Raw genomic sequence first — 11,361 nt, forward strand, 5'->3', positions numbered from 1 at the left:
CCGAGCACCAGGCACAGCACGACCGCCACGACGGAATCCCTTCGGTACGAGGACGAGGCCCGGGAATCCGGGTGACCGCGAACGGGACGGCGAAACGTGGCCGTCCGTGGTGGAAATGTGATCCTGAGGTGAAGCAGAAGTGCCGGGACGGTGGGGATATGGCGGGAGAGTGCCGGGTGCGTACCGGAAGGAGTGGAGTTCACTTGATGTGCGGCGCGCCCTGAGCAAGGGTGGACGGACGAGCTGTCGTCGATAGGGAAGGCGGCGGGCCAGGACACGCGGGCCACGCATATGACTGTTTTCGAAGACGAGTTCGGCCGCCCGGAGGCCACCTCCGCACCAGGAGGAAGCCCCAGGAGCCGGACGTCCACATCCGGGGACGTCTCGTGGCTCCGTTCGCCCCACCCCACGGTGGTGGCCGATCGCGAAGGCGGAGTCGTGGAGTTCAACGGCGCGGCCGCCGACCTCTTCCCCGGGATGGGCGTCGGCTCCTGGCTGGACGACGTCGCCCCCGGCTGGCTGGCCGACGCCCACCGGCGGCTGGCCCACCCGGCCCCGACCACGATCCCGGCACCCGCCAGCCGCAGGGCCCGCCCGCCGCTCAGGGGCAGGCACGCCGGCCGTCTCCTGCGGGCCCACCCCACCGAGTCCGGTCACGGCGACGTGGCCTGGTGGCTGGTCGACGACACCGACCTGACCGCCGCGGAGGAAGCCCTGCGGATCGAGCAGGAGCGCACGGCGATCCTCGCCGAGGCCTCCACCCAGCTCCTGGCCTCGCTGAATCCCGACCGGTGCCTGGAGAAGGTCGTCCTGCTCGCCGCGGCCCACCTCGGCGACGCGGCGCTCGTGATCTCCCCGCCCGTGCGGAACCGTTACGGCGTGGTCACCGCGGTCGGCGGGAGATGCGCCCGCGCCCAGGTGAAGATGGACCCGACGACAGTGCCCGGCCTGGCCGAGGCACTCCAGGGCTTCCCGCCGGTGCCCGCCCGCTGGATCGACCCGGCGGAGCTGCCGGACTGGGCCCTGCCCGAAGGCTTCGAAGGAGCCCCCGGGGCCGTCGCCATCACCCCGCTGCCCGGCCACGGTGTGCCCGCGGGCGCGCTGATCCTGCTGCGGCGCGGCGGGCGGAAGGCCTTCGAGGCGTCCGAGGAGCGCTTCGCCCGGCTCTTCGCCGCCCGCGCCGGCGCCGCCCTCTCGGCCGCGCGGCTGTACGCGGAACAGGCGCGCGTCACCCGCGCGCTGATCACCGAACTCCTCCCGCCGCAACTCCACCACGTGCGCGGGGTCGACTTCGCCGGCGGCTACCGGACCTCCCAGGACACGGAGCGGATCGGCGGTGACTTCTACGACGTGCACGCCGGGACCGACGAAGGGCAGGAGACGCTCGCCGTCCTGGGCGACGTGTGCGGCAAGGGCCTGGACGCCGCCGTGCTCACCGGCAGGATCCGCAGCACCGTCCACGCGCTGCTCCCGCTCGCCGACGACCACCAGAACGTCCTGAAGCTGCTCAACGGCGCCCTCCTGACCGCCCGCCACACCCGCTTCGCCACCCTGGTCCTGGCCTCCGTGCGGCGCTCGGGCGGCCTGGTGCGCCTGAGGCTGACCAGCGCCGGCCACCCGCCGCCGCTGATCCTGCGCACCACGGGAGCGGTCGAGGAGGCGGACACCTCCGGCACCCTCGTGGGAGCCCTGCCCGAGGTCACCTCCCGGTCCACGACCGTGCAGCTGTCGCCCGGAGAGACGTGCCTGCTCTACACGGACGGGATCACGGAGGCCCGGGGCGGTCCGCTCGGCTCGTCCATGTTCGGCGAAGAGCGCCTCCGGAGCGCGCTGGCCGAATGCGTCGGACTCCCCGCCGAGGCGGTCGTCGAGCGCCTTCAGATGCTCGCCGGCGACTGGGTGGGCCGGGGTCCGCACGACGACATGGCGGTCGTCGCGATCACCGCACCGCACACCAACCACCTGAGCGCGGTGAACGGCCACACCCGGGGCAGGTACACCGCATGACCACGCACACCACGACCGCGCCCTCCGGGCTCACCCACGCCCGCGAGCTGCTGTGGGCGGCGCTCGAAGCCCGCGACGAGACGGCGGCGGCCTCGGCGGTCTTCGACGCCCATGACGCGGGAGCCACGGCGGAGGAGCTCCTGCTCGACGTCATCGGACCCGTGCAGGCCAGGGTCGGCGGAGAGTGGGCCGCCGGGCGGATCGGCGTCGCCCAGGAGCACGCCGCGACGGCCATCCAGGACCGCGTCATCGCGGCCCTCGCCCACCGGGACCCGCACCGCCGACCTGCCGCCGCGCCGGGCGTACGGCCGGGGAGCGGAGCCGCACCGCGACGCGTCACCGTCGCCTGCGTCGACGGCGAATGGCACGCCCTGCCCGCCCGGCTCCTCGCGGAGGTCCTGCGCGGCCGGGGCTTCCTGGTGGACTACCTGGGGGCCCACGTGCCCACCCCGCACCTGATCGCGCACCTGCACCAGAACGGCGCCGACGCCGTGGCCCTCTCGGCCTCCCTGCCGGTGCGCCTCCCGACGGCCCACGCCGCCGTCACCGCCGTGCAGGCCATCGGACTTCCCGTCCTCGTCGGGGGAGCGGCCTTCGGCCCCGACGGCCGGTACGCGCTCCTGCTCGGCGCGGACGGGTGGGCGCCCGACGCCCGTGCCGCCGCCTCCCTCCTCGCCGGCGGCCTGCGGCGACCCGAGGGCTTCCCGCCGGACCCCGACCGTGAACTGCCGCACCTCTCCGACCAGGAGTACACCCTGATCACGCGGGGCCGGACCGAGCTCATCCGCCGCGTCCTCACGGCGCTGGAGGACACCGTGCCGGCCATGGCCTCGTACACCGAACGCCAAAGGGAACGGACCGCCGAGGACATCGCCCACATCGTCGACTTCCTCGCCGCGTCCCTCTACGCCGACGACGCCGAGTTGTTCACCCGCTTCGTCACCTGGACCGCCGGAATCCTGCGCGCCCGCGGTGTCCCCGACCACGCCCTCGTCGCGGCCCTCGACCTGCTCGCCGCCGCGCAGTACGACTTTCCCCGCACGCGGGCGCACCTCCTCGCCGGACGCAGCGCCCTCGTGCGCGACCCCGCCCCGACGGACCCCGGACGCCGCCCATGAGCACCCCCGACACCGCCTTCGATCTCGGGGACGCACAGGAGAGCGGCGGCGTCCTGCGCGCGGAGCTCACCGGCGAGCTCGCCTGGGACAGCGCCGACGAGCTCCTGGACATGCTCCGCGCCCGTCTCGACTCCGCCCCCGCCCCCTCGGAGCTGCGGCTCGACTGCGCGGGGCTGACCCTGTGCGACTCGATGGGCCTCTCCACCCTGCTGGCCCTCCACCGGTGCGCCACGGCCGTGGGGGCACGTCTGCACCTCGACCGCAGACCGCCCTTCCTCGACCGCATGCTCGTCCTCACCGGCACGTACGAACATCTGACGGGCCGGTCGGAGACCGCGGGGCCCGACGGCGACACCCCGAGCGGCTTCGCGGACGGACCTCAGCGGCCCGGGCGCTGAGGTCCGGGCGCCGGCTCCGGTCCGCCCCGGACCCCGCCGGCTCGCCCAGGGGCCGTCACTCGGCGCTCGGCCCGGCCGAGGGTGCCATGAAGCAGGCCGTGACGTCCTTGCCCCGCGGACAGGGCTGCGTCCGGACGTCGTCCGCGAGGACGTCGATGAGGAGGAGGCCGCGTCCGCCCAAGGCGTCGTCGTCGGGGTGGCGTTGCTCGGGGAGACGGGGCGAGGCGTCGTGCACGGTCACGTGGAGGCACGTCTCGTCCCACGCGAGAATGAGCTGGGCGTCGCTGCGGGCGTGGACGTGGGCGTTGGTGACCAGCTCGGAGACGGCCAGCACCACCGAGTCCAGCAGGTCCGGTGCCGTCCGGTCCCAGCCGAGCGTCGCCAGGTGCTCGCGCGTCCAGTCGCGTGCCGTCTTCACGTTGCTCCCCAGGGGCAGCGAGCGCGCCCAACCGACGGCTCTCAGGGAGGGATCCCGGGCCATGTCACTTCCTTCTCTCCTTCGGACGACCGCATCCTTCGGCCGCGTGCACGTTCCGTCTGCCCTGCCACGGTCGGAAGAACCGGGCGAGGCCGAAGCGCCTCGACCCGAGCCGTGAGGGGCCCTCTTGAGTGCCCCTCAGAAGTGGAGGTAACACCTCAAATCACCCCTCGGAAATTTTTTTGTGTGGACTTCGGGGTTCCGGGTAGGCGAGCAGCCAACGGGGTCGTATCCCGCTCGGGGAAACAGGTGAAAGGGGAATGGTGTGACGGTCACCACGATGACGGCCAGGGCGATCGAGGTCGGTACGGGAACACTGCCGCTGGTCCCGGACGCGTTGGCGGTCGCGCCGAAGGACGCCCGGGCTCTGTCGAAGATCTTCTTCCAGGAGCTCACCGTCCTGGAGGAGGGGACGCACGAGTACCAGTACGCGCGCAACACCCTCATCGAGATGAACGTCAGCCTGGTCCGGTACGCGGCCGGGCGGTTCCGCCATCGTGCCGACGAGATGGAGGACATCGTCCAGGTCGGCATGATCGGGCTGATCAAGGCGATCGACCGCTTCGAGCTCTCGCGTGAGGTCGAGTTCACCACGTTCGCCGTCCCCTACATCGTCGGGGAGATCAAGCGGTTCTTCCGGGACACGTCCTGGGCGGTGCACGTGCCCCGCCGCCTGCAGGAGGCCCGGGTCGAACTCGCCAAGGCGACCGAGGAGCTGAGCTCGCGCCTCGGCCGGACCCCGACGGTCAAGGAGCTCGCCGAGCTGATGAGCCTGACGGAGGAGGAGGTCACCGAGGCGCGACTGGCCTCCAACGGCTACAACTCCTCGTCGCTCGACGCCGCGCTGAGCGGCGACGGCGAGGACGGCGACGCCTCCCTGGCCGACCTCCTCGGCAGCGAGGACCCCGCCATGGAGCTCGTGGAGAACTTCCACACCCTGGCGCCGCTCATCGCCGAGCTCGACGAGCGCGACCGCCGGATCATCCACATGCGGTTCGTCGAGGAGCTCACGCAGGCCCAGATAGGAGAGCGCCTCGGCTGCTCCCAGATGCACGTCTCGCGCCTGCTCTCGCGCACGATGAAGCGCCTGCGCGCGGGGCTGCTCGAGACCGGCTGATCCCGGCGGGCCGTCCGCGCGGGCGGTGACCGGTACGTCCCGAGGGCGCCCGGACCAGGTGAGAACCTGGTCCGGGCGCCCTCGTCCGTGCCTCCGCCGGGTCAGACGTAGGTCACCGTCACCCGCTCGAAGCCGAGACCGCGCAGGAGCTTCTGCAGCATCTCGGTCGTGTTCCGCTCCGCCCGGGCCGTGAGGCCGGACTCGCGGGCGGCGTCGCTGATCCGCCGGGCGGCCAGGACGTTGACGGCCTGCTCGCTCGCCGGATTGTCCGAGAAGAGGTCGCCGAGCCGGTCGAGCAGACCCCGCTGCTTGGACACGGCGTACGAGCGCTCGGGGTCGAGCGCGGGCGCGGCCAGCTTCGCGTGCGGCAGGCGGAGCGTCGCCTCGGTCCGGTCCGCGTCGACGGTCACGGCACCGTCCCCGAGGCCGCCCAGCTCCACGTAGGCGCCGACGCTGCCGTTCGCCACGTAGAGCGTGCGGGTGCCGCGGATCGCGTCCGGAAGGAACCGCGCGTCGTTCTCCAGGTCGACCACGACCTGGTAGGTCCCCGCCGCGCCCTCGTAACGGCTCAGGTCCTGGACGGACTTCAGGACGGCCGGACCGGAGCGGTCCTTCACCTGCGTCCCGAAGATGTCCAGGCCGGGGAGCCTGAGGAACTGACCGATCACGATGAGTGCCAGGGCGACCACGAGCAGGACGACGACGAGGGGGCGCCATCTTCCCCTGGATCGCGTCGCTGTCGCGCGGAGCGGTGACGGAGTGTTCTCGGTGTCTTCTCCCATGATGGCCTGGTGCCCCCGTCGGCGCTTCCCACTCCCAACCCCCTTGGTGGTGAGGTGGGTTGAGTCGAGTGAGGGCGGTGTGCCGGGCGTGATGGCTCCGAGGATCCGGGCGGCATGCGACAACCGCTCAGGGGTATGCGGGATCCGTTCGGACCCGGTCGTCCTGAGGAGGCAGAGGCACATGATCGTTCGGAGACTGACGAGGAGGAAAGCCGGAGCGGCGGGTGGCGGAACGGCGGTGGCACCCGCCGGGCCCGGGACCGGGCGGACGGGGAAGGAGCCGGCGACGAGCGCGACCGGCCCGGCGGCGGAGCCGATGACGGAGCCGGTGCCGATGACGAAGCCGGAGCCGGAGGCGGAGTCCCGACCCCGGCGCGGCCCGGGGCCGTTCGTGCGGGTGCTGGTCGCCCTCGTGGCGCTCGTGGGCATGGTGGCCTTCGCCGTGGTCCTGGCCAAACTCACCCTGGAGGCCTCGCCCGCGTCCGTCCCCCTCACCCACAGCAACCTCACGCCGGGCCGGTCGATCGAGAGCTATCTGGACCAGCCCCAGTTCCTGGAGACCGTCAAGCAGCTCGGCGGGAACATCGCCCTCGGCGTCCCCTTCGGGATCCTGCTGCCGCTGCTGTCCCTCAAGGCGCGCGGCTTCGTCCGGGTCGCCCTCATCACGGCGGCCACCATGCTGCTCGTGGAGCTGGTGCAGGGGGCGCTCATCACGGGACGCGCGTTCGACATCGACGATGTCCTCCTCAACACGACGGGGGCCCTGATCGGGTACCTCCTGATCGGGCGGCGGCTGGGCCGTGCCGTCCACCCGCGCACCCGGCCGCGCTGGTGGCAGCGCCGCAGCAGCCCGGCCGGGACGAGCGGCGCCGCGTAGGACCGTCCGAGGGGGGTACACGCGCGGTCATGCTCGAACGGAACACTCCCGAACGGCGGACGCCGGAGCGAAGGACCCTCCTCCCCGAGACCTCCGCCCCCGAGGCCCTGGCCCCCGGGGTGCCCGCCCCCAGGACGACAGCCCCCAAGACGCCCGACCCCGGAACCGGCGGGGCCGGGACCGACGACCCCGAGGTCGCCGGTCCCGGCCCCGCCGTCGAGGCGCGCGCCCCCGACTCGCCGACCGACCTGCCCCCGGCCTCGCTGGTGACCGTCCTCAAGGGGTCGGTGCGCGAGTTCGCGGAGGACGAGCTCATGGACCGGGCGGCCGGGCTGACGTACTACGGCGTGCTGTCCCTCTTCCCCGGGCTGCTGGTGCTCGTCTCGCTGCTCGGGATCGGCGGCCGCCGGACGACCGACAGGGTGATGGAGAGCCTGCGCGAACTGGCGCCCGGGCCGGCGCGCGACGTGCTGGAGCAGGCGGTGGCGGCCCTGCGGGACAGCGCGGGCACGGGCGCCGTGATGGCGGTGGCCGGCCTGCTGGCCGCACTGTGGTCGTCCTCCGGCTACGTCGGCGCCTTCATGCGCGCCGCCAACCACATCCATGACGTCCCCGAGGGCCGTCCCGTCTGGAAGCTCCTTCCGCTGCGTCTCGGCATGACAGCGGCGCTGATGGTGATGGCAGCGGCGAGCGGTCTGGTGCTCGTGCTCAGCGGGGACGTGGCGCGCCGGGTCGGTGAGCTGCTGGACGTCGGCGACACGGCCCTGACCGTCTGGTCGGTGGCCAAGTGGCCCGTGCTCCTCCTGCTCGCGGTGGCGATGATCGCCCTGCTGTACTGGGCGAGTCCGAACGCGAAGGGCCGGGGGTGGCGATGGGTCACCCCGGGCAGCGCGCTCGCCCTGCTGGTCTGGGCGGCGGCCTCCGCGGGCTTCGCCGTGTACGTCGCGCAGTTCGCGTCGTACAACCGGGTCTACGGCACCATGGCCGGCGTCGTCGTCTTCCTCGTGTGGCTGTGGATCAGCAACCTCGCCGTCCTGCTGGGTCTGGAGTTCGACGCCGAGCTGCTGCGCTGCCGTGCGGTGGCGGGCGGCATGCCGCCGGACCGCGAGCCGTACGTCGAGCCGCGCGACACGCGCGCGTGGACGGAGGAGGAGCGGCGCGAGGCGGGTCTTCCGGGCGAGGCCCGGTAGCGGCCGGGGTCCGGGCGCTCGGCGGCGGGGTGCGTCCGCTATTCGCTCATCTGTTCGGGTCATGGTCTACGCTGGAGCCATGACCGCAGCACGACCCGCCCTGCCCGGTCTCCAGGCCTCCCTGTTCGACCAGGGTGACGACATCCGGTGCGGGCCGCTGGACGGGCTCCGGCGGACGCGGCTCGACGGCGGAGCCTGGATCGACCACCTGCCGGGCTGGCTGCGGGGCGCCGACGCGCTGTTCGAGGAGCTGGCCGGGCGGGTGCCCTGGCGGGCCGAGGAGCGGCCGATGTACGACAGCGTGGTCGCGGTGCCCCGGCTCCTGGCCCACTACGGCGAGGGGGTCCCCCTCCCGCATCCGGCGCTGGCCGAGGCCCGGGACGCCCTGGGCGTCCACTACGCCGCCGAGCTCGGCGAACCCTTCGCCACGGCCGGCCTCTGCCTCTACCGCGACGGCCATGACAGCGTCGCCTGGCACGGCGACCGGACCGGCCGCTCCGCCACCCAGGACACCATGGTCGCGATCCTCTCCCTGGGCGACCCCCGCGACCTCGCCCTCCGCCCCCGCTCCGGCGGCCCGACCGCCCTCCGTCTGCCCCTCGGCCACGGCGATCTGGTGGTGATGGGCGGCTCCTGCCAGCGCACGTGGGAGCACGCGATCCCCAAGACGAGCCGCGCGGTCGGCCCCCGCATCAGCGTCCAGTTCCGCCCGCGCGGAGTGCGCTGAGCCCTGCGCCGGGGCTCAGCCGGCGGCGGATCCGGCCGCCTCCGCCGCCTCCCGGCGGCCCGCGGCACCGGCACGGACGCGGCGGGCCGTGTCGCCGAGCCACCGGGCGCTGCGCTTGGGCGTGCGGGTCTGGGTGGCGTAGTCCACGCGGACGAGACCGAAGCGCTTGTCGTAGCCGTACGCCCACTCGAAGTTGTCCAGGAGCGACCAGGCGAAGTAGCCGCGGACGTCGGCGCCTGCCTCCCGCGCCTCGGCCACGGCGGCGAGGTGGGCCGCCAGGTAGGCCGTGCGGTCGGCGTCGTCGACGAAGCCGTGCGCGTCGGGAACGTCCTCGTACGCCGCTCCGCTCTCGGTGACCACCATCGGCGTCCCCGGGTAGTCGCGCGCGACGCGCAGCAGCAGAGCCGTGAGGTCGTGCGGCATCACCTCCCAGCCGAGACCGGTCACCGGGAGCCCTCCGTGGGGCAGGTTCCGGGTGACGGGGAGGCCGCGCGCGTCGGTGGCGGCGCCGCCCTCGTCCACGCCCGAGGTGCGCATCGACCGGTAGTAGTTGACGCCCAGGGTGTCGACGGGGCTGGAGATGATCTCCAGGTCGCCGTCCAGGACCGGGATCTCGACGCCCCGGACGGCCAGGTCCTCGACGAGGTCGTCCGGGTACCGTCCGCGCAGGACCGGGTCCAGGTAGAAGCGGAACCCGAGGGCGTCGGCGCGGCGGGCCGCCTCGCGGTCGGCGTCCGTGTCCGTCGCGGGCCCGCTGGTGCCGAGCAGATGGGTGACGGCGAGGTCCAAGGGGCGCCGGGCGGCCGACCGCAGGCGCCGCACCGCGAGGCCGTGGGCGAGGTGCAGGTGGTGCACGGCCCGCACGCCGTCGGCGAAGGAGCGGCCCCCGGGCGCGTGGACGCCCTCGACGTGACCGAGCACGGCCGAGCAGAAGGGTTCGTTGAGGGTGGTCCAGTGGGTGACGCGGTCGCCGAGGCGCTCGTGGACGAGTTCCGCGTAGTCGGCGAAGCGGTGGGCGGTGTCCCGGGCGGGCCACCCGCCGGCGTCCTGCAACTCCTGGGGCAGGTCCCAGTGGTAGAGGGTGAGCCAGGGCGTGACGCCCCGCGCGAGCAGTTCGTCGACCAGCCGGTCGTAGAAGCCGATCCCCGCCGGATTCACCGGGCCCCGCCCGCGCGGCTGGACGCGGGGCCACGCGACGGAGAACCGGTAGGTGTCGAGGCCGAGGGCGGCGAGCAGCGCCACGTCCTCGGGCATGCGGTGGTAGTGGTCGCACGCGATGTCTCCGGTGTCGCCGTTGTCGACGGCGCCCGGGACCCGGCAGAAGGTGTCCCAGATGGACGGGGTGCGGCCGTCCTCGTCGTGGGCCCCCTCGATCTGGAAGGCGGAGGTGGCGGCGCCGAAACGGAAGTGCGGGGGGAGGCGGTCGATGAGCGCGTCGTGGCGGGCGGTCATGGGTGCTCCTGGTCGCTGACGGGAAGGGTGGCACGGGCGCGGCCCGGGCGCCCCCGTGGGCGTCCGGGCCGCGCCGTGGGGCGGGGAGGGTCAGGGCAGGCGGTGGTCCGCGTTCAGGACCGCGCCCCGCTCGGGGTGGTTCTGGTCGTAGCCGCGCGTGTCGCACTGGAGGCCACCGTTGATGCAGTGGTCCACCAGGGCCTTGAGGGTGGGCTCCTCCCAGGCGTTGAAGAAGTCGTAGTGGAAGGAGTAGCCGCGGCCGCTGGAGAGCCGGACCTGGGACATGTCGCCGTTGACCGGGAAGGCCATCTTGAACTCGATCATCGGCAGGGCCACCGGGTGGGAGGCCGGGCACATGTTGTCGTTGGTGCCGGGCTTGACCACCGGGTAGGCCATGTGGCTCTTGTGGTCGGGGGTGTCGAGGTACAGGCCGTTCCAGCAGCTGGGCGCCTGGAAGCGGATGTTCAGCTGGACGTCGGGCCGGCTGGGACAGCTCGCCGGGAAGTCGACGTTGAAGAAGCTGTCACCGCACTCCCAGCCCTCGACGAAGCCCTTGTGGGCGCGGAACTCCTGGGCGCTCTGCGTCGGGCTGCCGACGACGAACCGCAGTCCCTTGGGGAAGGGACGGACGCTCGTGTAGTCGGTGACACCGGACTTGTAGTAGATGACCTGGGGCCCGGTGGGCAGGATCTTCTGGTCGCCCTTGAGCAGCGAGGGCATCCAGTACGCCGAGGAGTCGGCCGGCGCGTTGCAGGTGGTGGCCCCGCCGGCGAGGGAGCCGGTGGTGGAGTGCGCGTTCGTGGACCTGTTGCCCATGAACGTGTGGTCGTGCGACGCGCCGGGCTGGCCCGGGTAGACGATCGGGTCGTCCGGGGCGGTGTGCGTGACGGAGCAGTTGGCCTGGAACTCGCGGTGGTACGCGGGGGCCGGCGTCCGGTCGGACGGCGTCACGCCGGTGACCTGGGGGACGGCCGGGATGTATCCGTCCCCGTCTGCGTCGTCGGCCGACGGGAGGGCGGAGGCGCCCATGACGTGCGCCCCGGTGGAGCCGCCCATGACGTGGGCCCCGGTGGAGGCGCTCGTGGCCCGAGTCGGGGCCTTGCCGTCGGCTGCGGCGCTGTAGGTGCCGACGGTCAGGGCGGACGTGCCCAGGGCGGCGGCGAGCAGTAAGGCGGACAGGGTCCTGCCGCGGATTCTCATCGTGATCTCCTCGTT

Annotated in this window: 11 protein-coding genes; 7 read left to right on the plus strand and 4 right to left on the minus strand. The window is 73.3% G+C overall.

Annotated features, from left to right (window positions below):
• Positions 1–291 precede the first annotated feature (291 nt).
• From ACFYXU_RS21800 to ACFYXU_RS21810, 3 genes are read left to right on the plus strand one after another with little or no spacing between them, the layout of a single operon-like run.
• Positions 292–2,007: a PP2C family protein-serine/threonine phosphatase gene (locus tag ACFYXU_RS21800; RefSeq protein WP_389406855.1), complete on the plus strand. Its 1,716-nt coding sequence runs from the start codon at positions 292–294 to the stop codon at positions 2,005–2,007.
• Entirely contained in the window at positions 2,004–3,125 is a 1,122-nt protein-coding gene (locus tag ACFYXU_RS21805) for a B12-binding domain-containing protein (protein ID WP_389406856.1), read from the plus strand. Before ACFYXU_RS21800 ends, ACFYXU_RS21805 begins: the two co-directional genes overlap by 4 nt.
• Positions 3,122–3,523 (plus strand): STAS domain-containing protein, encoded by a 402-nt coding sequence (locus ACFYXU_RS21810; protein ID WP_329858231.1) that lies wholly within the window; start codon positions 3,122–3,124, stop codon positions 3,521–3,523. The genes ACFYXU_RS21805 and ACFYXU_RS21810 overlap by 4 nt, the downstream gene beginning before the upstream one ends.
• A gap of 55 nt (positions 3,524–3,578) precedes the next feature.
• On the opposite strand, the gene ACFYXU_RS21815 is transcribed toward ACFYXU_RS21810, so the two are convergent.
• Positions 3,579–4,004, minus strand: coding sequence for an ATP-binding protein (locus ACFYXU_RS21815; RefSeq protein ID WP_384574690.1), 426 nt, complete (start codon positions 4,002–4,004; stop codon positions 3,579–3,581).
• Between the two features lie 277 nt (positions 4,005–4,281).
• Here ACFYXU_RS21815 and ACFYXU_RS21820 point away from each other — a divergent pair, with 277 nt between their 5' ends.
• Positions 4,282–5,118, plus strand: coding sequence for an RNA polymerase sigma factor SigF (locus ACFYXU_RS21820; RefSeq protein WP_376517624.1), 837 nt, complete (start codon positions 4,282–4,284; stop codon positions 5,116–5,118).
• Between the two features lie 101 nt (positions 5,119–5,219).
• Here ACFYXU_RS21820 and ACFYXU_RS21825 read toward each other — a convergent pair whose 3' ends face one another.
• Entirely contained in the window at positions 5,220–5,900 is a 681-nt protein-coding gene (locus ACFYXU_RS21825) for a DUF4230 domain-containing protein (RefSeq protein ID WP_329858226.1), read from the minus strand.
• Positions 5,901–6,234: 334 nt separating this feature from the next.
• Between ACFYXU_RS21825 and ACFYXU_RS21830 the strand changes: the two genes are divergently transcribed.
• The 3 genes from ACFYXU_RS21830 to ACFYXU_RS21840 all read left to right on the plus strand — a co-directional run bounded on the left by ACFYXU_RS21830 (position 6,235) and on the right by ACFYXU_RS21840 (position 8,694).
• On the plus strand, positions 6,235–6,777 hold the full coding sequence (locus ACFYXU_RS21830) for a VanZ family protein (protein WP_389406858.1): 543 nt from the start codon (positions 6,235–6,237) through the stop codon (positions 6,775–6,777).
• A 29-nt stretch (positions 6,778–6,806) separates the two neighbouring features.
• Entirely contained in the window at positions 6,807–7,967 is a 1,161-nt protein-coding gene (locus ACFYXU_RS21835; protein WP_389406859.1) for a YihY/virulence factor BrkB family protein, read from the plus strand.
• A 79-nt stretch (positions 7,968–8,046) separates the two neighbouring features.
• Positions 8,047–8,694, plus strand: a complete 648-nt coding sequence (locus ACFYXU_RS21840) for an alpha-ketoglutarate-dependent dioxygenase AlkB (protein ID WP_329858222.1) — start codon at positions 8,047–8,049, stop codon at positions 8,692–8,694.
• Positions 8,695–8,709: 15 nt separating this feature from the next.
• On the opposite strand, the gene ACFYXU_RS21845 is transcribed toward ACFYXU_RS21840, so the two are convergent.
• Together ACFYXU_RS21845 and ACFYXU_RS21850 are read right to left on the minus strand one after the other, a co-directional pair.
• Complete coding sequence (locus tag ACFYXU_RS21845; RefSeq protein WP_389406860.1) at positions 8,710–10,146, minus strand: GH1 family beta-glucosidase; 1,437 nt, start codon at positions 10,144–10,146, stop codon at positions 8,710–8,712.
• 90 nt (positions 10,147–10,236) lie between these two features.
• Positions 10,237–11,346 carry a DUF1996 domain-containing protein gene (locus ACFYXU_RS21850; protein ID WP_389406861.1) on the minus strand — a complete coding sequence of 370 codons (1,110 nt, stop codon included), beginning with the start codon at positions 11,344–11,346 and terminating at the stop codon, positions 10,237–10,239.
• Between the last annotated feature and the right edge of the window lie 15 nt (positions 11,347–11,361).

Origin of the sequence: Streptomyces sp. NPDC002232, assembly GCF_042890295.1 — a bacterium.
Classification (GTDB): domain Bacteria; phylum Actinomycetota; class Actinomycetes; order Streptomycetales; family Streptomycetaceae; genus Streptomyces.

Coding starts and splice junctions, on each gene's coding strand:
- ACFYXU_RS21805 (WP_389406856.1), top strand. CDS start 2,004: ATGACCACGCACACCACGACCGCGCCCTCCGGGCTCACCCACGCCCGC.
- ACFYXU_RS21815 (WP_384574690.1), bottom strand. CDS start 4,004: ATGGCCCGGGATCCCTCCCTGAGAGCCGTCGGTTGGGCGCGCTCGCTG.
- ACFYXU_RS21810 (WP_329858231.1), top strand. CDS start 3,122: ATGAGCACCCCCGACACCGCCTTCGATCTCGGGGACGCACAGGAGAGC.
- ACFYXU_RS21840 (WP_329858222.1), top strand. CDS start 8,047: ATGACCGCAGCACGACCCGCCCTGCCCGGTCTCCAGGCCTCCCTGTTC.
- ACFYXU_RS21820 (WP_376517624.1), top strand. CDS start 4,282: ATGACGGCCAGGGCGATCGAGGTCGGTACGGGAACACTGCCGCTGGTC.
- ACFYXU_RS21830 (WP_389406858.1), top strand. CDS start 6,235: ATGACGAAGCCGGAGCCGGAGGCGGAGTCCCGACCCCGGCGCGGCCCG.
- ACFYXU_RS21850 (WP_389406861.1), bottom strand. CDS start 11,346: ATGAGAATCCGCGGCAGGACCCTGTCCGCCTTACTGCTCGCCGCCGCC.
- ACFYXU_RS21825 (WP_329858226.1), bottom strand. CDS start 5,900: ATGGGAGAAGACACCGAGAACACTCCGTCACCGCTCCGCGCGACAGCG.
- ACFYXU_RS21800 (WP_389406855.1), top strand. CDS start 292: ATGACTGTTTTCGAAGACGAGTTCGGCCGCCCGGAGGCCACCTCCGCA.
- ACFYXU_RS21845 (WP_389406860.1), bottom strand. CDS start 10,146: ATGACCGCCCGCCACGACGCGCTCATCGACCGCCTCCCCCCGCACTTC.
- ACFYXU_RS21835 (WP_389406859.1), top strand. CDS start 6,807: ATGCTCGAACGGAACACTCCCGAACGGCGGACGCCGGAGCGAAGGACC.